The organism is Luteibacter sp. ME-Dv--P-043b, assembly GCF_030209605.1.
Taxonomy (GTDB): Bacteria; Pseudomonadota; Gammaproteobacteria; order Xanthomonadales; family Rhodanobacteraceae; genus Luteibacter.
The window spans coordinates 202,852-225,469 of record NZ_JARVRT010000007.1; the positions used below are offsets into that span (position 1 = coordinate 202,852).

The following is a 22,618-nucleotide window of genomic DNA, read 5'->3' on the forward strand; positions in this document are numbered from 1 at the left end:
CGTTAGAAAGCCAGCTCCAGTCCGAGGGTCACACTGCGACCCGGGGCCGGCTGGCGACCCCACGGACTGGTATCGATTCCCCTGTACCAGTACTGCCTGTCGAAAAGATTGTTCAGCGCCAGCGACCCGGTGAGCACCGACGTGCCCTGCGTGAGCAGGGTCTGCGTCCACTGCGCGTTCCACACCGCGTACGCGGGCAAGCGGCCCACCGAGGCGATGGCGTTCTCGGCCCGCGTGTTGGCGGTGTCCGTGAAGGCGCTGCTGAAGTAGTAACCCGACAACGCGACGGTGGTATGACCGCGCGTGTACGACGCGCCCACGTTCACCTGGTTGCGCGAGGTGTACGGCACGCGCAGGCCTTCGAAGGCGCCCGAGCGCTGCTCGGCGTCGAGGTACGCGTAGCCGGCGGTCAGCTTCAGCCCATCCAGCGCTTCAGGCGACCACGCCACATCGGCCTCCAGGCCCTGGTGGATGGTCTTGCCGATGTTGCCGTAGGTGCGCGTGGTGTTGTCGAGCTGGATCTGCTTGTCGAAGTCGATGCGATACAGGTCGGCATGGATGGCCGTCCGCGCGGTGGGCTGGAAACGCGCGCCCAGCTCGTAGTTCCAGGCCAGCTCCGAATCCAGGTTGTCGCCGAACACGATCTGCGTGACCTGCGGCGCGCGCAGCGAGCGCTGCGCATCCGCATACACGTACCACGCATCCGTGGCCTTGAAGCCCACGGTCAGGCCCGGCAGCGCGTTACGCACGTTGTTCTCGAAGCTCACGCCGTTGGCGAGGTTACGATAGGTAGCGTCCAGGTGCTCGTAACGCACGCCGGGGGTCACGGTCAGCCGGTCGTCGGCAAAACCGATCGCATCGCTGACATACGCCGCCCAGGCACGGTCGCGGAACTGCCAGTCGCGCACCAGCGTGTACACGCCGTTGTCGAGGCCGGTGTTGCCGACCAGGAAATCGATGTCCTCGTGCACCGCACGCGCGCCCACCGTCCACTGCTGGGTCACCGGCCCGTCGATGTGCAGGCTGAACTGCGGTTGCGTGCCGTACACCTTGAAGCCGCGCGGCGCGCTTTGCAGCAACTGCGGGGGCAGGTCGGAACGCCAGGTCTGCGCGGAGGAACGGCGCATGCCCACGATGAAATTGCGTTCGCTGTCGGAGCTGAAGTTGCTCCAGCTGAACTTGGAGGTGTCGAACAGCCACCAGGCGCCCAGGTCCTGCTCGTAGGTCAGCGATGCGCGGGTGGTGGTGCCGTGGAAGCGATCCAGCGGCCGCGTGGCCTGCCGCGGGTCGTCCTCGTAGTCGGCGACCGACAAGGCACCCGCCATGTCCATGCGCGCGACGTAGCGCTGCACATCCGCCTTGAGCAGCTTGTCGTCGCTGATCCACCACTCGGTACGCAGGCGGACGTTCTTGACGTTCGTACCGCTGTGCCCACGGAAGTATTCACCCTTGAGGTAATCGGCATCCAGCTGCATGCCGAAGTTCGGCGTGAGGTAGCCGCCGGTGGACACCGAGGTGTCGCGCAGCATCTGGCCGCGGCCATACGCGGTGATGCGCTCGCCGACCGTGGTGCGCCACGTATCGGGAATGGGCTTGCTGACGAAGTTGATGACGCCGCCCACGTTGTTCGGACCGTACTGCACGGCCGCGCCGCCGCGCACGATGTCGATGCGATCGATCTGGTTCAGCGTCACCGGGAACAGCGACAGGCTGGTCTGCCCATACGGCGCCAGCGACAGCGGGATGCCGTCCAGCAGCGCCTGCACGCGTCCGCTGCGGCTTTCATACAGCCCGCGCAACGCGATCTGCGGCAGCACGCCGGTGCCCGTCTCGTCGAAGACCTTCACGCCCGGCACGCGCTGCAAGGCATCGTCCAGCGAGCGATTGGCACCGGTGGCCAGCGCCTCGCGATCGATCACCTGACGGCTGCCCGCATACGTCTTCACGTCCTCCGCCCGCGATGCGCCCAGCACGCTGCCGGTGACCGTCACGGCATCGAGCTTGCGCGCCTTGTCCGGCGGCGTGGCCGTGGTGGAGGCGGTCGTGGCGTCCTGTGCCGACACGGCTTGCGCGAGCACGGCAAGGCCCAGCGCGATAACGATGTGCCGCTGGCGGAGGCGGTGCTTCATGGAACGTTTCCTTGGCATGAATTAAGAGGGATTACGGATCACGCAGTTCGCTGGCCCGTGCGCGCAACGCGCCCTGCAACAGGCCACGGTCTTCACCGGCAAGCAGCCACGCCCCGCCGTGCGCGAGCCAGTAGGCACGCTGCTCGGCCGTGCGGGGGTTGGCGCAGAATGGGATGTCGTGCGCAGCGCAACGCGCCGCCAGGTACAACAGGGCGTCCCATACGTCAGCGTGCAACGGCTGGGGACCCAGGCCCATATCCAGCGACAGGTCGAGCGCGCCTTCCATGACCAGCGATACGCCGGGCACGGCAAGGATCTCGTCGATGGCCTCCACGCCCGCCCTGCTCTCGATCATGGGAACGATGCGGATATCGCGGTTGGCGCGCTCGATATAGGTATCGAGCGGTTCCCGGCCGAAGCCGGTGACGCGGCCGCCGGTGATGCCGCGACGCCCCAGCGGCGGAAAACGTGCCGCCGCCACGGCATCGCGTGCCTGTGCGGCGGTTTCCAGGCGAGGTATCACCACGGCCCGCGCACCGGCATCCAGCACGCGGCCGATCAGCTTCGCATCGACTTCGGGTACGCGGACCCACGGCTCACAACCCACCACCTCGCAGGCGCGGATGGCGTGCATCAGCTGATCGGGGGAGACCAGCTGATGCTCGAGGTCCAGCACGACGAAGTCGTAACCGGCCCTGCCGATCATCTCGCAGAGCAACGGTGAGTGGAGCGAATTGAGAATGCCGATCTGGCGTTGCATAACGTCCTGTCGAGCCGGGAAAGGATCGACGCGAACGATAATGCGAATAGTTCTCAATAACAAGCCTAACCGATCACACTCCGCTTACAAAAACTTGCGAATCAGCCGCCGCCACCGCCACCGCCACCACCTCCATGAATGCCGCCCTTGGTAAGCGCCGCGGGATCGAGCAGTTTGGCAAGCTCCGCCTTCGACAGGCCCGTGGTTTCCAGGGCCACGTCCATGATCGGGCGCTTTTCCTTGTACGCCTGCTTGGCGGTCGCGGCGCCCTTCTCGTAACCGATGACGGGATTGAGCGCGGTGACCAGGATCGGGTTTTTGTCCAACGCTTCGCGGATGTGTTCCTCGTTGACCTTGAAGCCCGCGATGGCTTTGTCCGCCAGCAGCACGGTGACATTGGCCAGGATCTCGATCGACTGCAGCAGGTTGTATGCGATCACCGGCAGCATCACGTTGAGCTGGAAATTGCCCGACTGCCCCGCGATGGCGATGGTCGCGTCGTTGCCGATCACCTGGGCCGCCACCATGGCCGCGGCCTCGGGAATCACCGGATTGACCTTGCCCGGCATGATCGACGACCCCGGCTGCAACGCCGGCAGTTCGATCTCGCCCAGGCCGGCCAGCGGCCCGGAGTTCATCCAGCGCAGGTCGTTGGCGATCTTCATCACCGCCACGGCCAGCGTGCGCAACTGGCCGGACAATTCCACCGGTGCATCCTGCGCCGCCATGCCGGCGAAGTAGTTGGCCGCGGACTCGAACTTCACGCCGGTCAGCTTCGACAGCTCCGCCGCCACCGCCGGGCCGAACTTCGGATCGGCATTGATGCCCGTGCCCACCGCGCTGCCGCCCTGCGGCAGGCGCCGGGTGCGTTTCAGCGTGTCGCCGATCCGCTCGATCGCGTCGTCGATCTGCGCCGACCAGCCGGACAGCTCCTGGCCGAAGGTGATCGGCATGGCGTCCATCAGGTGGGTGCGCCCCGTCTTCACCACCTTCTTCAGCTCCTTTGCCCGGCCGTCGATCGTCTTGCGCAGGTGCTTCAGGGCAGGCAGCAGCGTTTCGGTGGTGGCCAGCGTGGCGCTGACCAGGATCGCGGTGGGAATGACGTCGTTGGAGCTCTGGCCCGCGTTGACGTGATCGTTGGGATGCACCGTGCTACCCGCCGCCTCGGCCAGGTGCGCGATCACCTCGTTGGCATTCATGTTGGAACTGGTGCCCGAGCCGGTCTGGAAGACATCGATGGGGAAATGCGCGTCCACCTCGCCCGCCGCCACCCGCTCCGCCGCCGCGCGGATGGCCTTGGCCGACGCCTTGTCCAGGTGGCCCAGCTTGACGTTGGCCTCCGCGGCGGCCGACTTGATCAGCCCCAGCGCGCGGATGAACTCGCGCGGCAGGGTCAGGCCCGAGATGGGGAAATTGTCCACGGCGCGCTGGGTCTGCGCCCCATAAAGGGCCTTGGCAGGCACCTTCAGCTCACCCATGCTGTCGCGTTCAGTACGGAACCGGGCCATAAGAAACCTCCAATAAAACCATGTAGGAGCGCACGCTGTGCGCGAATGCTTTACCCGAACGGTATACTAAAGAACTGACCGAAACGCCCCAGGAACGCCTCCATGTCCCACGCCACGCTCACCGCCCTTTCGCCGCTGGACGGCCGTTACGCCGCCAAGGTGGAGCCGCTGCGCCCCATTTTCAGCGAATTCGGCCTGATGCACCGGCGCGTGCACGTGGAGATCCACTGGCTGCTGGCCCTGGCCGCCCACCCGGGCATCGTCGAGCTGCCGGCCTTCCCCGCCGAGGCGGTCACCCGCCTGCTGGCCATCACCGACGGCTTCTCTATCGAAGACGGCGAGCGGATCAAGGCGATCGAGGCCACCACCAACCACGACGTCAAGGCGGTGGAATACCTCATCAAGGAAAAGATCGGCAACGATCCCGCCCTGGCCCAGGCCAAGGAATTCGTCCATTTCGCCTGCACCAGCGAAGACATCAACAACCTCGCCTACTCGCTGATGCTGCGCGACGCCCGCGAGTCCGTGCTGCTACCCGCCCTGGACCAGGTGATCGCCCGCTTGCGCGCCCTCGCCCACGAACACGCCGGCCTGTCGCTGCTGTCGCGCACGCACGGACAGACCGCCTCGCCCAGCACCATGGGCAAGGAGATCGCCAACGTCGTGGCGCGCCTGGAGCGCCAGCGCAAGCAGCTGGTCGCCATCGAGATCCCCGGCAAGATCAACGGCGCCGTGGGCAACTACAACGCCCACGTCATCGCCTATCCCGACGTGGACTGGCCGTCGCTCGCCGCGCACTTCGTCGATGGCCTGGGCCTCACCTTCAACCCGTACACCACGCAGATCGAACCGCACGACGGCATCGCCGAATTCGCCGACGTGCTGCGCCGGATCAACATCATCCTGATCGACCTGGCGCGCGACGTGTGGGGCTACATCTCGCTGGGCTACTTCCGCCAGGCGTTGAAGGCCGGCGAAGTGGGTTCCTCCACCATGCCGCACAAGGTCAACCCGATCGACTTCGAGAACGCCGAAGGCAACTTCGGCCTCGCCAACGCCCTGCTCGGCCACTTCGCCGAGAAGCTGCCGATCAGCCGCTGGCAGCGCGACCTCACCGACTCCACCGTGCTGCGCGCCCTCGGCACCGCGTACGGCCATTCGCTGGTCGCGATCGAGTCGCTGCTCAAGGGCTTGGGCAAGCTCAACGTCAACGCCGAGCGCGTCGCCGCCGACCTCGACGCCAGCTGGGAAGTGCTGGCCGAAGCCGTGCAGACGGTGATGCGTCGCTTCGGTTTGCCGGAGCCGTACGAACAGCTCAAGGCGCTGACGCGCGGCCAGGGCATTACGAAGGACTCGATGCGCGCCTTTATCGACGGGCTGGATCTGCCGGCCGATGCGAAGCGGGCGCTGGCGGAACTGACGCCTGCTTCGTATATCGGCCTGGCGGATAAGCTGGCTCGCGATATCTGAGTCTCTGTAGGTTGCGTGGTCATGGAAACCCGGCTCGGGTGAGTCGGGTTTTTTTGTGGGGTCTTCTTGCATGGCCCGGGCTTGTCTCGAAGCCGCTATGCCGGAGCCGCGGTTGCTCGCATGGTGCGGCGACGAGGCGCTGGGTGGTCACACTCTGCGCTCGAGCAGCGGCCACAAGTGGCCGAACTCGCTCAGAGCGTAACCACCCAGCACCTCTACGAATACAGAGGTAAACGGGATGGAGGACATGTTATAGCTTGTCCCACTCCATCTTCTTCTGTGCGTGCGCCACGCATTGCACGCTCATCGACACCAGTGTCCCTACGGCACCCAGCGCCAGCATCGTGCGTTGGCGGTGCAGAATGTCATCGTCTTCGAGTGATTCGACCAGCAAGCCGGTGACCCCGCCTGCGTAACGTAGCCATGCATGCGCATCGTTGAGCAGCATGTTGACGCTGACGTCAGCAGCGATCGCCATGCTGCCTTCACCCGTGTGTCCGTTCTCGTCCATGGAGTTCTCCTTGATGCCGCCGTGTTGCCGAGTCGTGGCACGCCATGGGTAAGCACGTGCCACCATCGCTCGCACGATGAGTCTCATCGGCCTGCCCGTGACCGGGCGCCGGGCGGCGTGATTGCAGAAGTGGATGCAGCGTCAGCCGTCGACCGTCGGACACGCGGCAACGCGCCGTGTGTGCTCGGCACGAATCGTCTCAGGACAACGGCGAGCGCCGTGGTTCTTCAACCGTGTCTGCAGATGCGGCAGACGGCCCGGTAACCGTTGAGGGAAGCGCCACCGGGAAGCGGCGCGCGTGAGAATGCCTTAAGCTTTGGCGTAGCCATGGTCAACCTTGTTCGTTGATTAGGGTCAGCGGACCTTGTGGTGCTGTCACACCCCTGGTCCGCGCTTCTCACCGCTTTCGAGCGATGGTTGCCTGCGGGGTGGATAGCGGGTCCGCAGGCAACGGGGACAACCTAGCAAAAAGGTTGGGGGGTTGTCTTGAGAATGTGGCGGCTGGTTTCTCTGTAAGGTTTCCCCTACAGACACAGAGTCCGAGGCGATTTACTCTCGCGCCCGTCGGGGCGGTACGGCCCCTCAGGGGAATACCATGGATAAGTCCACCCGCCTGCGGGCACGCCTTGGCCGGCTTTGCATAGGCCTCCTGCTGATGTGCCTTTGGGGCCTCGCGGAAGCTGGACACGCACCCATCATTTTCTACAACGTCCCCGACTGGTACAACGGCGGGTGGGACCAGATTCGATACCAGACGCCCTACGATGCATTTGCAGAGGACTGGGGCAAGCATGCGCCTTATTGTCAGAATGGCTCACTCCAATGGGTGTTGCAGTCCGTGGAGGCAGTCCACTCGAGCGACTATGAAGACGGTGACTTAAACAGAGCCAAGAAAATAGCGAATCACTACGACGATTGTTCGTTTTTCGAAAACGACTACTACGCTTCGCTTGCTCGACGCTGGGCAATGTGTCCCGGTTCCACTTGGGGACCCTACAACGCCGATGCGTGGGGCGGTCGCTGCCCGGGCATCATGCCAGACCCCGATAAAAGCCGGGGTGCCCCCCAATGCCCGGTTTGCGCAGTCGGTGACCCAGTCAACCCCGCGACAGGAAATAAGTTTGAGTCACTGACTCTATTTTCCGGGCAGGGAACGTTTCCCGTCCGTTTCGACATCACCTACTACGGTGGACAGAGTGTGCCTATCCTGAGCCCTGTCCAGCTTTCGCTTGGTGCGCGGCGGGTGCACAACTACCAGATGCGGGTGGTTGTCGAAAGCAATTCGACCCTTACGTCCGCCTATGTGCTTCGCCCTGACGGAAAGGTCTATGGGTTTGATCAGAATGGTACATCGTGGACCGGCGACTTGGACGTCGTCGATACGCTAGAGTCGACCCTTGACGCATCGGGAAACATCGCGGGATGGACTTACACGCGCAGCGACAAGACGCGCGAAACCTATGATTCGACTGGTACGCTTAGATCCATCATTCGTCAGGATGGAATGACGCAAACCTTTGCCTATGATTCGCAAGGTCACCTGAGTTCCATCACGGATCCCCAGGGCAGGAGCATCGTCTTTACCTGGGACACCAGCAACCGTATGGCGGGAATGCAGGACACCGCAGGTGGAAACTACACGTTCTCATATGACGCGAATAACAATCTGGTTACGTTGACGTACCCGGACAATACGACGCGCCGGTATGTCTATGGCGAGAACGACGGGTCGACCAATTTCGCGGGCGTCAACGACCTGACGGGACAGCTGGACGAACTTGGCACGCGCGTCGACACGACAACGTATGCCCAGTATCACGCGACCGTAAGCAGCACGGTGGGTGCCGCAGGTTCGAATCCAACTGCAGTCATTAATGACCCGCATGGCGTACAGAACAGCACGCAGTACGCTGTCGTCGATAGCTTTGGCGCAACTGAAACGACCACCGTGTCTTACATGTTTGGCGTCAGCAAGCCGATGACGGTCACGCGGACCTGCGATGGCTGCGCGGCCCAGACCACGACCTATACATATGACGCCAACGGCCGCATTGCGTCCAAGGTCGATGGCAATGGAAATACGACGTCTACCACCTACGACGCCAATGGCTTGTTACTGACGAAGGTTGATGCCAAGGGTTTGTCCGAGCAGCGCACGACGGACACGACGTGGAACTCATCTCTGCGTGTACCCCTTGTGCGCACGGTCAGGGACAGTTTGGGCAAAGTGGTCAGCAAGGAAGGCTGGGCGTACAACACAGCCGGACAAACCACCGCCCAGTGCCTCATCGACCCGGCAACGGCCCCGTCTTATACCTGTTCTCCGAGCAGCACTGCGCCAGCCGGCATCCGACGTACGGTGATGACCTACTGCACGGCCGTCAACACCACGACCTGTCCCCTGGTCGGCCTGCTGCTGAAGACCGACGGCCCGCGCACGGATGTCGCCGATACCCTGTCCAACAGCTACTATCTGACCACGGACGAGTCGGGCTGCGCCACGGCGGGTGGTACCTGCCATCACCTCGGTGACCCCAAGTCGACGACGGACGGTGCCGGCCTTGTCACCACCTACGTGTCGTACGACAAGGCGGGGCGGGTGACCCGCATGAAGGACCCGAACGGGGTCTTGACCGACTATACCTATACGGCCCGGGGCTGGCTCGCAACCAAGACCCTTCGCGCCAACGCCTCCGGGGCGGCCTCGACCCTTGATGCGACCACCACCATCGCCTATGACCCGACCGGCACGGTCCATTCGGTCACGGATGCGGATGGCGTTGTGACCACATACACCTACGACGCGGCCCACCGCCTGACCGACGTCACGGATGGCGTTGGCGCGCGAATTCACTACACCCTGGACAACGCCGGCAACCGCACGGCCGAGCAAGTCCTGAGCCCGACGGGAACGGTGGTTCGGTCCCTCGGCCGTACGTTCAACAACCTCGGCCAAGTGACCGCCTTGACCGATGGCCTCAACCGGACGGTGTTCAACGCAGGCTTTACCGATAGCTATGACGCCAATGGCAATCTGGTCCACAGCCAGGATGGCCTGTCGGTGCAGCAAAAGCAGGTTTACGACGGGCTCAACCGCCTCGTCAGCACCTTGCGGGACTACCAGGGCAGCAATACCGCGACGGCCAACAGCCAGTCAGTATCGAGTTTCGACGCCCTTGATCGGCTGACCGGGTTCAGTGACCCGGATGGGCTCAACACCACCTATGACATCGATGCCCTGGGCAATGCCGGGGGACTGCACAGCCCGGATACGGGCACGACCTCGCAGACATTCGATATCAGTGGCAACCCGGTCACCTCGATGGATGCGACCAATGTATCGACTGCCTCGACCTTCGACGCGCTCGGACGGCCGACGGCCAAGACCTATGCCGACACCACGCTCAACGTCGCCTACAAGTTCGATGAAGCCGACTCCGTCACTGGCTGCACTGGAAGTGTCGGAAAGAGCCGCCTGACCCGAATCATCGAGGGCAATGGCGGGCTGGTGTACTGCTACGACCGGCGCGGCAACGTGGTGAAAAAGCAGCAGACGGTTGGCACTGATACCCGGACCACGATCTACACCTGGACACCCGGCAACCGGCTCAAGTCCCTAACGACCGCCAACGGCACTGTGGTTGCCTACGCCCGCGATGCGGCGGGTCGTATCATGTCGGTCACGGCCACCCCATCTGGCGGCACCACGACGACGGTTGCCAGCAACGTCGCCTACCAGCCATTCGGCCCGGTGGCGAGCTACAAGCTCGGCAACGGCCAGACGGTCACCCGCACCTTTGACGCCACGGGTCAGCTCACCGACATCGCAAGCACCGCGTTTTCACTGCATCTGAAGCGCGACACCATGGGTAACATCATTGCCCTTGGCGACACGGCAGGTGTGGCGACTCCTGCGGAGACCTACGGCTACGACGCGCTTTATCGTCTGACCGGCGTCAATGCTGGGGACGGCACGGCGGTGGAGGCCTACACATATAATAAGACGGGCGACCGGTTATCGAAGGTCGCACCCGGCATGCTCACCGGCACCTACACGTACAAGGCGGGTACGCACCAGCTGACTGGCGTCGGTACGACCAGCCGCCAAGTCGATGCACGAGGCAACGCCACCGCGAATGTGCTGGCCTCCGGAACCTATGGCTTTGGCTACAACCAGCGCAACCGGTTGACCGTGGTTCAAAACGGCGGCGCGACGGTCGGCAGCTATGTACTGAATACCTTCGGGCAGCGGGTCCAGAAGGTAGCTGGCGGGCTAACCACGCGATTTGACTACGACGAAGGCAGTCACCTGCTGGGTGAAAGCACCGGGACAACCACGCGTGACTACGTCTGGGTGGATGACTTACCGGTCGGCATTGTTGACCGCAATGGCACGACAGCGACCGTCAACTTCCTCTACGCCGATGGACTCGGGTCTCCCCGCGTCATCACCAACAACAGCGGTGTCCTGCTCTGGCAATGGGCGTATGCAGGCAACCCGTTTGGCGAAAAGGAGCCGGTATCAACGAGTGGATATGTAAACAACCTGCGCTATCCAGGCCAGTATTTCGACCAGGAGTCAGGTTTGGCGTACAACGTAAAGCGGGATTATGAGGCCGCAACGGGAAGGTATATCCAAAGCGATCCGATTGGGCTTCTGTCCCGGCAGGCAAGCACCTATGCCTACGTCCAAAGCAATGCGCTACGCGGCATAGACCCGCTCGGGCTCGCTGAGTGTGGCGGGCACTGGGTTCAAGTTGGCTCGGACATGCTGAATCTCGACATTCTTGGCGACCTAGGCACGTTGATTAGTAACAATGTTTGTCATTGCTTGTGGCTATGGGTCAATACGTCGGGACCCTATATGTGGTCCGGCGACCTTAACGACCCGACTCTCACGAGGACACGCGGTTATCCTGTGGGGATGGGAGGCGACCCCTCTTTGGACTACGACCATGAAAAAGGTCATTCGTTGACGCCATCCCCGAGTAACTGTCTCTGCTCACCGCCACCTGCCAAGGACTAGAAATGTTAACTAGACAGAGAATAGGCCTACTAGTTGTTCTAGCTGCTATGGGCACTACAGCCTGCTCCAGACAGCACAACCAGTTGGAGGCCATGGTTCCAGCTGGAGCCAGCAGCGTCTCTTACATACATCAATCCGATCTGAGCGATGGCGTGAGCTTCCACCTCATCTCGGAGCCCGAATCCTATCGGTACGTTGAAAGCATTCGACATGCCCTGCGTGCGCAGGGGTTTTCACTCTGCAAGAAGTCAGCGATTAGCGGATGGGCAGCGAAGCCGCTTCAATCGGGAGAAGCATCTCATGGCGAATTCTGGCTCAGTGAACTGTATAAGAAGGATGGCCTTGGCAAGTTTTTTATGATTCGTGCGGACGGCACTCCTGTCGATGGTGGCGCTCACTGGCGTCAAGGTTTCCTTTTGGCAGTCCAAACCGTTCCAGAAGGTCGTCAGGACATGGCATCTATCAAGAATTTCTGTGAGTGAATGTCGATTCCAACCCGCGCGGTGCCAGGCTTGATGCATTTGTTGCCGGGATGCAATCTCAGCTGTTCGGTAGTCAAGGACCCTCCGACACACACGACGTGGCGATGATGAAAAGCATCTTCTTGATCTATCTTCGTATTGGCAGTGATAGTTGTGAACTTGACGTTTTTGCCGAGCAATTTTCATCGCTGCTTGGCGGAGAGGTTAAGACACGCTTGGGTCGCGGCGCGCCAATTAACAACATTTCTGCTAAGTACTGGCGATCAGAATATTTCTTAACTTCTTTTGAGGAAATTTCAAGTGACTTGATAGCTCTTCTGGCACTCATTCCAAACAACGTACTGAAACCGTTCGCGGGACATATTTCAATCTGTCTGGTCGAGCGATATCAAGCAGATGACGATCGCCATGGATACTACCTTTCCATGGATGTGCTCAGAGCGATGGCATCGAGTGGTGCTGACTTCGATCTTGATCTGGCAGAACAGGACGGATTTGATGCTGGCAAGTTCAGACCTGTTCCGAAGGGTGAACGGAAAGCGTCGCGAGGATGAGTTCAAGATCGAAGCGTTGATGCAGATGACCGGGCACGGCAGGCCCGTGCTCGAAGTCGCCCAGCCTTTGTGCATCACGAGCCACAGCTTCGATGCCTGAAATGAAAACATTCACCAGTTCACCCTTTGTACTCCGTGTCGAGCTGGATCAGAGTGGCGAGGTTTCTACTGCCCCGTACTGAAAAAATCTGGGAGTAACCTGATGAAGTATTGCGATGGCCAAGTTTGCCAGCTAGGTGACATCGTCTCTTTAAGTGGAAAGACAGGCAACGTAGTCGTCGATATCGATGGCGACCAATATGGAGGTAATCTAGAATATTCGGTTGAGCAATGGACGTATCTTGGAGCGGGCGTCATGATCAACTTCGAAAGTTACGGCCTCATCCATTACACCGAGCCCGAGCAAGATTTGATCCTTCTCCACCGCACAGGTGAAACTGACTAGCTAAGACGTATTTCGCGGACACGGATTGGGACCCAGTGTCGATGCCGAATTCGCTTGGGAATCGACTTATATTCACGTCTCGAAAGACACATGCCCGAATTGCGAGAAATGAGCAGCATCAATCTATTTATCGCAGTGCCTGTGGTGCTCTTGTGCCTTGTGACCACCCTCGTGTGGTGGTCGCATCGGACAAAAGTGGGGACGAAAAGGACACGAGCTGCTGACTTTATGTTTCTGTGGCCGTTTGTTCTTCGGCAGCGACGTAGCCGTAGGGAAAACCTCTTCCTTGTATTCGGTGTGGTCATCGCGATCACTCTAATCTGTTGGTCTTTTACGCTTCCAAAGTCGTAAAGCATTCGATTTCTGTTAGATCAGTACTTCGACGCAGAGTTACCTGCCTTACAACGTCAGCCGGGATACGAGGCGGTATCAAAACGACCAAGCAGCGGGAAAAAATTCAACGTGACGCCCTCTATTGGAACATGTCGAATCCTTCTGGCGAATGGCCCACATCCACAGTTCATCAATCACGCCGAACAATACTCGCACCAACCCATGCGAACCCGTCGATGACTGCCAAACGTCTAACCTCCCTCGCACTTGCATCCCTGCTGACCGTGGCCGTCCCTGCTTCCGTCCTGGCGCAAACCTCGCCCGCGCCGTCGGGCACGATGACTCAGGCGCCCGCATCCGCAAGCGCACCATCCAAAGACGCCCTTCTCCAACGCCTCACCGCAAGAGCCAAATCCCTCTCCGCGCAAATCGCCACCGCGGAAAAATCCGGCCACCTCTCCCATCCCGAGAGCACCGCCCTGTCGTCCAAAGTCACCCAGGTCGTCAAGAAAGCCCGCGCCGACCACGCCAGCCAAGGCTTCCTGAGCGCCGGCGAAAGCGCCTCCTACATGCGCGAACTCGACCAGATCCAGTCCACGCTCGGCACGCCCAAAAGCACCCAGCCCAAGACCTCATAAACGCAGCGACGCCCCAAAGCTCTTCCCCCAAACCTCCACACCGTACGCAGGCGCGGCCGGGTCGGATCTTGGGGCCGCCTGAGCTGAGGGCCGCGCACCCTGATTCGAGCACAAGCGCAGCGACGGCCCGCCCCGAAGGGCAGCGTCGAAGGCCCCAAGGTCCGACCCGGCCGCGCCCCCCGCCACGCGCCGGCCGCGCCCCCGCCGCACGCCACGCTACAATCCCGCCCCATGGCCATCCCAACCCCCACCCGCAAACCCCTCCCCATCGAAGTCCGCGGCACGTCCACCCATCCCCTGGGTATGACCCCCGCGCACTTCCTCCGCGACTACTGGCAAAAGCGCCCGCTGCTGATCCGCAACGCCTTCGAGAACTTCGACCCGCCCATCGAGCCCAACGACCTCGCCGGCCTGGCCTGCGAAGAAGGGGTGCTGGCCCGCCTCATCGTCCACGACGAGAAGCGCGACCGCTGGACGGTGAAAACCGGCCCCTTCGAAGAAGCCGAATTCAGCAAGACGCCCAAGCGCGACTGGACGCTCCTCGTCCAGGACGTCGACAAGTGGGACGCCGATGTCGCCGCGCTGCTCGACCACTTCGCTTTCCTGCCCAGCTGGCGCGTGGACGACGTGATGGTCTCCTACGCCGAGGACGGTGGCGGCGTCGGTGCGCACGTGGACCAGTACGACGTGTTCCTGATCCAGGGCATCGGCCAGCGTCACTGGGCCATCAGCGACGACCCGGACGCCCCATTGGACTTCCGCACTGATGTGGAGCTGAAGCAGCTGAAGGACTTCCTGCCCACCCACGAGTGGCTGCTCGAGCCCGGCGACATGCTCTACCTGCCGCCCGGCGTGCCGCACGACGGCGTGGCCCTCGGCGACTGTATGACCCTCTCGGTCGGCATGCGCGCGCCCTCGCAGGCGGAGCTCACCGGCGACCTGGCCGACTTCCTCGCCGAGCGCATGCCCGATGAACTGCGCTACACCGATGCCGACCTCGCCCCGGTCAAGCGCATCGGCGAGATCGACACGGCCGCGCTCAACCGGCTGCGCCAGGCGCTGCCCTTCGCCGGGGCGCTGGACCGTGACCTGCTGGCCGACTGGTTCGGGCGCTTCATCACCCGCTACCGCAACGCCCAGTCGCCCGCCGCCCCGCCCAAGGCGACCACCGCCGCGGCGCTGGACAAGGCACTGGCCGCCGGGGCCGGCCTGGTTCGCCATCCGTACGCCCGGCTGGCCTGGGTCGGCGGCAAGAAGGCCGCCACGCTGTTCGTCAGTGGTAACGCCTATGCCTGCCCGGCCGAGCTGGCCGAGCGGCTGGCCGCCGAGCGCGACGTCCGGCTCGACCGCGCGCCCTCGCCGGCCGAACGCGAGCTGCTGCTGGCCCTGGTCAACGAGGGCGCCCTCGCCGTCCGCAAGGGCCGCCGTCGGTGAACGGGCCGGCGGACACGGTGCTGGCCGCGGACGATCGCGCCAGCCTCGAGCTCGCCCAGATACGCCTGCTCAGCCAGGCGCGCTACCGTGCCGCGCTGTACCTGCCGAGGATGGCCGTGGGCGAGCTGGACAGTGAGGCGATTCTCACCGAACTGCGCCGACTCGCCACCAGTGGCCGACAGGCCCAGGTCCGCATCCTCACCCACGATGCGGAGCAGGCCCACCGCGACGGTCACCGGCTGGTCGCCCTCGCCCAGCGCCTGCCTACGGCGGTGTCGATCCGCGTCCCGCTCGACGAGGTGCACCTCGCCTACGCATCGGCGTTCATCTGCGATACGAAAAGTGGCTACCTGTTCCGGCCGGTGGCCGGGCGCTTCGAAGCCCGTGGCGACCTCGACGCACCCGGTGAGACCTCTCGTCTCATGGCCTATTTCGACGAGGTCTGGGAGCGGGCCGAGCCCGCCTGGCAGATAAGACCACTCGGGATCTGAAAGGCATCCCCTACGTGAATTCGGGTTGGCGCCGTGTAGCGCCACGGGGCTATACTTAACGGATTCTTATGCCGCGGCGCGCCCCCTTGCGCCCAGCGGCAACCCGTCTTTTTCGTGTGTGCCGGTGGTGACGTGAGCGCAAACCTGATCCGCGAGTTTTCCGAATCCTCCCAGCTCGCCGGCGGCAACGCCGACTACGTAGAGCAGATCTACGAGGCCTGGCTGGCCGATGCCGGTTCCGTGCCGTCCGAGTGGGATGGCTACTTCAAGGCGTTGAAGGGCCGCGAGGCTGGCGATGTCCCCCACTCCGCCGTCATCGCCCGCATCGAGGCCGCGCAGAAACAGCGCCGTGGCGCGGTCGCGGCGCCCGCCGCCGGCTCGGCCGACAACGCGTATGCCCAGAAACAGGCCGGCGTCCTGCGCCTGCTGACGGCGTACCGTTCGCGCGGCCACATCGCCGCCCAGCTCGATCCGCTCGGCCTCACCGTCCCGGATATCGACACGCCGGACCTCGGCCTGGCCTTCCACGGCCTGTCCGACGCCGACCTGGATACCGAGTTCGACGCGGGCACCTTCGCCGGTGGCGGCCAGCGCATGAAGCTGCGCGATCTGCTGGCGAAGCTCAAGCACATCTATACCGGCACCGTTGGCGCCGAGTTCATGTACATCTCCGATTACGAGCAGCGCTCGTGGATCTACTCGCGGCTGGAGAAAGCCGCCGGTTCGCCGGGCCTGGAAAAGGCCGAGAAGGTCCGTGTCCTGGAGGCGCTCACCGCCGCCGAGGGCCTGGAGCGCTACCTGCACACCAAGTACGTCGGCCAGAAGCGCTTCTCGCTGGAAGGTGGCGACAGCCTGATCCCGATGGTCGACGACGTGGTCCGCGCCGCCGGCGACAACGGGGTCAAGGAAGTCATCATCGGCATGGCCCACCGCGGCCGCCTGAACGTCCTGGTCAACATCCTCGGCAAGGCGCCCTCGCAGCTCTTCAACGAGTTCGAAGGCAAGTTCGAGCACGACGACAGCGCCATCCACACGGGTGACGTGAAGTACCACATGGGCTTCTCCACCGACGTCAAGACACCCAACGGCGGCGTGCATGTCGCCCTGGCGTTCAACCCGTCGCACCTGGAAATCGTCAACCCCGTGGTTGCCGGCTCCGTGCACGCCCGCCAGTCGCGCCGTCGCGACACCGCGCGCGACAAGTCGCTGGCCGTGCTGATCCACGGCGACGCCGCCTTCGCCGGCCAGGGCGTCAACATGGAGCTCCTGCAGATGTCGCAGGCCCGTGGCTTCGCCATCGGCGGCACGCTGCACATGGTGGTCAACAACCAGGTGGGCTTCACCACCTCCAAGCGCGAAGACGCCCGCTCCACGCTGTACTGCACCGACCTGGCCAAGATGGTCAACGCGCCGGTGTTCCACGTGAACGGCGACGACCCGGAAGCCGTGATCCAGGTCACCCGCCTGGCCTACCAGTTCCGCAAGCAGTTCAAGAAGGACGTGGTGATCGACCTCGTCTGCTACCGCCGCCACGGCCACAACGAGGCCGACGAGCCGGCGGCCACCCAGCCGCTGATGTACCAGGTCATCCGCAAGCGGCCGACCACGCGCGATCTCTACGCGCAGTCGCTGGTCGCCGCCTCCACCATCGGCGCGGACGACGGCCAGAAGATGCTCGACGATTACCGCGCGCGCCTGGAAAAGGGCGAGCCGCTGATCGCGATCAATCCGAACCCCACCCGGGACATCCCGGTGGACTGGAGCCGTTTCCAGAACAACAAGCTGTCGATGTCCGTGGACACCGGCGTGCCGCGCGAGCAGCTGGGCAAGGTGCTCGACGTGCTGCTGGACATCCCCTCCGATGTCACGCTGCACCCGCGTGTCGCCAAGATCTACGACGACCGCCGCAAGATGGCCGCCGGCGAGATCCCGGGCGACTGGGGCTTTGCCGAGAACCTGGCCTACGGCACGCTGATCGCCGAAGGCAACGACCTGCGCGTGGTCGGCCAGGACGCCGGTCGCGGCACGTTCTTCCACCGCCACGCGGTGCTGCACGACCAGAAGAGCGACGACGTCTACCTGCCGCTGTCCAAGATCCGCGCCGACGCCCGCGTCGACGTCATCGACTCGCTGCTCTCCGAAGAAGCCGTCATGGCCTTCGAATACGGCGAAGCCACCACCTCGCCCGACCAGCTCACCATCTGGGAAGGCCAGTTCGGCGACTTCGCCAACGGCGCCCAGGTCGTCATCGACCAGTTCATCAGCTCCGGCGAAGCCAAGTGGGATCGCTTCTGCGGCCTGTCGCTGTTCCTGCCGCACGGCTACGAGGGCCAGGGTCCGGAGCATTCCTCCGCGCGCCTGGAGCGTTTCCTCCAGTTGTGCGCCCTGGACAACATGCAGGTCTGCGTGCCGACCACGCCGGCGCAGGCGTTCCACATGATCCGTCGCCAGCAGGTGCGCCCGGTGCGCAAGCCGCTGATCGTGATGACGCCCAAGTCGCTGCTGCGCCACAAGCTGGCCGTGTCCTCGCTGGACGAACTGGCCCGCGGCCAGTTCCAGCTGGTGATCGGCGAGCACCGCGAACTGCCGGCCAAGAAGGTCCAGCGCATGGTGCTGTGCTCGGGCAAGGTCTACTACGACCTGCTCGAGGACGCCCAGAAGCGTGAACTGACCGACGTGGCCATCGTCCGCGTCGAGCAGCTCTATCCGTTCCCGCGCCCGGAAGTCACGGCCGAACTGGAAAAATACCCCTCCGTGAAGGAAGTGGTGTGGTGCCAGGAAGAACCGATGAACCAGGGCGCCTGGTTCCAGATCCGCCACCACCTGCAAGCCTGCATCGGGCCGAAGCAGAGCCTGTCCTACGCCGGACGCTCGCGCTCGCCCTCGCCGGCCGCCGGCCACCTCAATACCCATATCGCCGAACAGACGGCGCTTGTCGAGCAGGCGCTCGTGGCGCCCGTCGGCACCGATCACGCAGCGGAGTAAGGCAAGCATGTCCATCGAAGTCAAAGTCCCGGTCCTGCCGGAATCGGTCTCCGACGCGCTCATCGCCACCTGGCACAAGAAGGCCGGTGACGCGGTCAAGCGCGACGAGAACCTGCTGGATCTCGAAACCGACAAGGTCGTGCTCGAAGTGCCCTCGCCCGTCGACGGCGTGCTGAAGGAGATCAAGTTCCAGGAAGGCTCGACGGTCACCAGCAGCCAGGTCATCGCCGTGATCGAGGAAGGCGCCGCCGCTGCCGCGCCCGCCCCGGCGCCGGCCGCTGCCGCCGCTGAAGCGCCCAAGGCCGAGAAGGCCGAGTCCAAGGAAGCCCCGAAGGGCGTCGACGAACTCTCCCCCGCCGGCCGCCGTGTCGCCGTGGAAGACAACATCGATCCGTCCAAGGTCGCCGGCACCGGCCGCGACGGCCGCGTGACCAAGGAAGACCTGGTCAACGCCGGCAAGGGCGGCGCCACCGCGCCAGCCGCTGCCGCCGCGCCCGCCGCCAAGCCCACCCCGGGTTCGCGTCCGGAAGAGCGCGTGGCCATGACCCGCATCCGCACGCGCATCGCCGAGCGCCTGATGCAGTCGAAGAACTCCATCGCCATGCTCACCTCGTTCAACGAAGTGAACCTGGCCGAGGTGGTCAAGCTGCGCAAGGCTCTGGGCGAGCAGTTCGAGAAGGCCAACGGCGTGAAGCTGGGCTTCATGAGCTTCTTCGTCAAGGCCGCCACGGAAGCCCTCAAGCGCTACCCGGTGATCAACGCCTCGGTGGACGGTTCGGACATCATCTACCACGGCTACCAGGACATCTCGATCGCCGTGTCCACCGAGAAGGGCCTGGTCACGCCGGTGCTGCGCGACGTGCAGGACATGTCCTTCGCGGACGTCGAGAAGGGCATCATCGGTTACGCCAAGAAGGCGCGTGACGGCAAGCTGGGCCTGGACGACCTCCAGGGCGGCACGTTCACGATCACCAACGGCGGCACCTTCGGTTCGCTGCTGTCCACCCCGATCGTCAACCCGCCGCAGAGCGCCATCCTGGGCATGCACACCATCAAGGAGCGCCCGATCGTCGAGAACGGCCAGGTGGTTGCCGCCCCGATGATGTACATCGCCCTGTCGTACGACCACCGGATCATCGACGGCCGCGATGCCGTGCTGTTCCTCGTGGACATCAAGAACCAGCTGGAAAACCCGCAGCGGATGCTGCTCGGCCTCTGATGGTCGGTTGATTCAGTCACGTGAAAACGGGAGTCGAAAGACTCCCGTTTTCACGTTCCGACCCCATATATGGCGGCAGCACCCTTCCGCCGTTTCATCCGGAGCAAAGCAATGAGCGACAAGTTCGACGTCATCGTCATCGGTGCGGGCCCCGCGGGTTACGTGGCCGCGATCCGCGCCGCGCAGCTGGGCCTGAAGACCGCCGTGGTCGACGCGTTCGTCGGCAAGGACGGCAAGGCGGCCCTGGGCGGCACCTGCCTCAACGTGGGCTGCATCCCGTCCAAGGCGCTGCTGGATTCGTCCAAGCAGTTCCACAACCTGACGCACAACTTCAAGGATCACGGCATCACCGCCGAGAACCCGAAGATCGACATCGGCACGTTCATCGGCCGCAAGGACAAGATCGTCAAGCAGTTCACCGGCGGCGTGACCATGCTGTTCAAGGCGAACAAGGTCACCTCGTTCTTCGGCAAGGGCAAGCTGCTGAAGGGCAACGAAGTGGAAGTCACCGGCAACGACGGCACGGTGTCGACCATCTCGGCCACCAACGTCATCCTCGCCTCGGGCTCGGTGCCCATCGAGCTGCCGTTCGCCAAGTTCGACGGCAAGCACATCATCGACAACGCCGGCGCGCTCGACCTCACCGAGGTGCCCAGGCGCATGGGTGTGATCGGTGCCGGCGTGATCGGCCTGGAGCTGGGCAGCGTGTGGAAGCGCCTCGGCGCCGAGGTCACGGTGCTGGAAGCCCTGCCGAAGTTCCTCGCCGTGGCCGACCAGGACATCGCCAAGATGGCCGCCCGCGAGTTCGCCAAGCAGGGCCTGGACATCAAGGTCAATGCGAAGGTCACCTCCGCCGAAGTCAAGGGTGACGAAGTGCACCTGGGCTACACCGACAAGGACGGCGCCGCGCAGACGCTGGTCGTCGACAAGCTGCTGGTCGCCGTCGGCCGTCGCGCCTACACCGCCGGCCTGCTGGCCGACGACACCGGCGTCAAGCTGGACGAGCGCGGTCGCATCGTGGTCGACGAGCACAACCACACCGGCGTCGATGGCGTCTGGGCCATCGGCGATGCCGTGCGCGGCCCGATGCTCGCGCACAAGGGTTCCGAGGAAGGCGTCATGGTGGCCGAGCTGATCGCCGGCAAGCCGGGCCACATCAACCTCGACACCGTGCCCTGGGTCATTTACACCGAGCCGGAAATCGCCTGGGTCGGCAAGACCGAAGAGCAGCTCAAGGAAGAAGGCATCCCCTATAAGACGGGCGCCTTCCCCTTCGCCGCCAACGGTCGCGCCGTGGCGATGAACGAGGGCATCGGCCAGGTCAAGATGATCGCCCACGCCGAAACCGATCGCATCCTCGGCGTGCACATGGTCGGCCCGGTGGTCTCCGAACTGATCCACGAGTGCGTCGTGGCGATGGAGTTCAAGGGCTCGTCGGAAGACCTGGCCCGCATCGTCCACGCCCACCCCGCCTTGTCGGAAGTGGTGCACGAAGCCGCCCTCTCGGTCGACAAGCGCGCCATCCACAAGGGCAACTGACCTAGCCCGCGCCACCGAAGCCCGCCCCTGCCCCAAGCAAGGGCGGGCTTCGTTGTTTGTACGCACGTTGCCGGAATGTTGCCGGAACACCGTAGGAGCGCACGATGTGCGCGATTCACGCCGCGACACGCCCAAACCCGGCGCACAGGCTCACCGGTTCGGCCTCAAAACATGTCGCGCACATCGTGCGCTCCTACACGCCTGGCCGGTTCGCGCACATCGTGCGCTCCTACGCGCCAGACCGGTTCGCGCAAAGCGTGCGCTCCTACAAATACATCGGAGACTTCAACCATGCGTGAGATCAGATCCCTCTGCGTCTACTGCGGATCCAACAGCGGCTCGCATCCGGCGTATGTCGAAGCGGCCACGGCTTTCGGGCAGCGGATGGCCCGCGAGGGCATCGCCCTGGTCTACGGCGGGGGCAAGGTCGGCCTCATGGGCACCGTGGCCGACGCCGTGCTCGCCGCGGGCGGCCGCGTCATCGGGGTCATTCCGCGCCAGCTGGTGGAAAAGGAGGTCGCCCACACCGGGCTGTCCGAGCTGCAGGTGGTCGAGACGATGCACCAGCGCAAGACGCGCATGTACGAGCTGTCCGACGCCTTCGTCGCGCTGCCGGGCGGCTTCGGCACCATGGACGAGATGTTCGAGATGCTGACCTGGGCCCAGCTGGGCCTGCACAGCTACCCCTGCGCCTTCCTGGACGTGCGCGGGTTTTACCAGGGCCTTGCGGCGAGCATGGACCACATGGTGGCCGAGGGCTTCGTCAAGTCGACCCAGCGCGACCAGGTGTGGTTCGGCGACGACATCGACGCCCTGTTCAACTGGATGCAGCACTACGAATCCAGCTACACGCCGAAATGGATCACCGCCACATCGGTCGATACGGGCGGTTGAGGGCGGCATTGGCCGTGTTAAGTCGCTGTCGAGGCAGGTTTAATCCGCCCGGCCATTGATACGGGCGCATCGGTCGGTAGAATGGCCCATCGCCAGAGGCGCAACGCGTGACGGATTACCGTCACGCGTGGTTATCGAAGATGCCCGCCCGGATGGCGGGGGTCACCAAGGAAACACATCGGGCTTTGCCCGGGGGAAAG

Annotated in this window: 17 protein-coding genes; 13 read left to right on the top strand and 4 right to left on the bottom strand. The window is 63.7% G+C overall.

Annotation, left to right across the window (positions count from 1 at the left end):
- Positions 1–2: 2 nt before the first annotated feature.
- From QRN34_RS04900 to QRN34_RS04910, 3 genes are all read right to left on the bottom strand, one after another.
- Positions 3–2,129, bottom strand: a complete 2,127-nt coding sequence (locus QRN34_RS04900; RefSeq protein ID WP_285402512.1) for a TonB-dependent siderophore receptor — start codon at positions 2,127–2,129, stop codon at positions 3–5.
- Positions 2,130–2,160: 31 nt separating this feature from the next.
- Positions 2,161–2,889 carry an aldolase/citrate lyase family protein gene (locus tag QRN34_RS04905; RefSeq protein WP_285402514.1) on the bottom strand — a complete coding sequence of 243 codons (729 nt, stop codon included), beginning with the start codon at positions 2,887–2,889 and terminating at the stop codon, positions 2,161–2,163.
- A 101-nt stretch (positions 2,890–2,990) separates the two neighbouring features.
- Positions 2,991–4,397, bottom strand: coding sequence for a class II fumarate hydratase (locus tag QRN34_RS04910; protein ID WP_285402516.1), 1,407 nt, complete (start codon positions 4,395–4,397; stop codon positions 2,991–2,993).
- A 102-nt stretch (positions 4,398–4,499) separates the two neighbouring features.
- Here QRN34_RS04910 and purB point away from each other — a divergent pair, with 102 nt between their 5' ends.
- Complete coding sequence (gene purB, locus QRN34_RS04915; RefSeq protein WP_285402518.1) at positions 4,500–5,867, top strand: adenylosuccinate lyase; 1,368 nt, start codon at positions 4,500–4,502, stop codon at positions 5,865–5,867.
- A gap of 250 nt (positions 5,868–6,117) precedes the next feature.
- Here the strand turns inward: purB and QRN34_RS04920 are convergent, their stop codons facing one another.
- On the bottom strand, positions 6,118–6,378 hold the full coding sequence (locus tag QRN34_RS04920; RefSeq protein WP_285402520.1) for a hypothetical protein: 261 nt from the start codon (positions 6,376–6,378) through the stop codon (positions 6,118–6,120).
- A gap of 595 nt (positions 6,379–6,973) precedes the next feature.
- Between QRN34_RS04920 and QRN34_RS04925 the strand changes: the two genes are divergently transcribed.
- From QRN34_RS04925 to QRN34_RS04980, 12 genes are all read left to right on the top strand, one after another.
- A complete protein-coding gene (locus QRN34_RS04925; protein ID WP_285402522.1) occupies positions 6,974–11,404 on the top strand; it encodes an RHS repeat-associated core domain-containing protein in 4,431 nt (1,476 codons plus the stop codon).
- A 152-nt stretch (positions 11,405–11,556) separates the two neighbouring features.
- Positions 11,557–11,886 (top strand): hypothetical protein, encoded by a 330-nt coding sequence (locus QRN34_RS04930; RefSeq protein WP_285402524.1) that lies wholly within the window; start codon positions 11,557–11,559, stop codon positions 11,884–11,886.
- On the top strand, positions 11,883–12,440 hold the full coding sequence (locus tag QRN34_RS04935; protein ID WP_285402526.1) for a hypothetical protein: 558 nt from the start codon (positions 11,883–11,885) through the stop codon (positions 12,438–12,440). The genes QRN34_RS04930 and QRN34_RS04935 overlap by 4 nt, the downstream gene beginning before the upstream one ends.
- A gap of 202 nt (positions 12,441–12,642) precedes the next feature.
- Positions 12,643–12,885 (top strand): hypothetical protein, encoded by a 243-nt coding sequence (locus tag QRN34_RS04940; protein WP_285402528.1) that lies wholly within the window; start codon positions 12,643–12,645, stop codon positions 12,883–12,885.
- Positions 12,886–13,454: 569 nt separating this feature from the next.
- Positions 13,455–13,856: a hypothetical protein gene (locus QRN34_RS04945; protein WP_285402530.1), complete on the top strand. Its 402-nt coding sequence runs from the start codon at positions 13,455–13,457 to the stop codon at positions 13,854–13,856.
- Between the two features lie 231 nt (positions 13,857–14,087).
- Positions 14,088–15,290: a cupin domain-containing protein gene (locus QRN34_RS04950; protein WP_285402532.1), complete on the top strand. Its 1,203-nt coding sequence runs from the start codon at positions 14,088–14,090 to the stop codon at positions 15,288–15,290.
- Positions 15,287–15,781 carry a hypothetical protein gene (locus QRN34_RS04955; protein WP_285402534.1) on the top strand — a complete coding sequence of 165 codons (495 nt, stop codon included), beginning with the start codon at positions 15,287–15,289 and terminating at the stop codon, positions 15,779–15,781. The genes QRN34_RS04950 and QRN34_RS04955 overlap by 4 nt, the downstream gene beginning before the upstream one ends.
- A 132-nt stretch (positions 15,782–15,913) precedes the next feature.
- A complete protein-coding gene (locus QRN34_RS04960; protein WP_285402537.1) occupies positions 15,914–18,766 on the top strand; it encodes a 2-oxoglutarate dehydrogenase E1 component in 2,853 nt (950 codons plus the stop codon).
- A gap of 7 nt (positions 18,767–18,773) precedes the next feature.
- A complete protein-coding gene (odhB, locus tag QRN34_RS04965; protein WP_285402539.1) occupies positions 18,774–19,985 on the top strand; it encodes a 2-oxoglutarate dehydrogenase complex dihydrolipoyllysine-residue succinyltransferase in 1,212 nt (403 codons plus the stop codon).
- Positions 19,986–20,096: 111 nt separating this feature from the next.
- A complete protein-coding gene (gene lpdA / locus QRN34_RS04970) occupies positions 20,097–21,524 on the top strand; it encodes a dihydrolipoyl dehydrogenase (protein WP_285402542.1) in 1,428 nt (475 codons plus the stop codon).
- A 104-nt stretch (positions 21,525–21,628) separates the two neighbouring features.
- Positions 21,629–21,823 (top strand): hypothetical protein, encoded by a 195-nt coding sequence (locus QRN34_RS04975; RefSeq protein WP_285402544.1) that lies wholly within the window; start codon positions 21,629–21,631, stop codon positions 21,821–21,823.
- The gene (locus QRN34_RS04980; RefSeq protein WP_285402546.1) at positions 21,816–22,418 is read left to right on the top strand and encodes a TIGR00730 family Rossman fold protein; all 603 of its coding nucleotides are present in this window, start codon (positions 21,816–21,818) and stop codon (positions 22,416–22,418) included. The genes QRN34_RS04975 and QRN34_RS04980 overlap by 8 nt, the downstream gene beginning before the upstream one ends.
- Positions 22,419–22,618 lie beyond the last annotated feature (200 nt).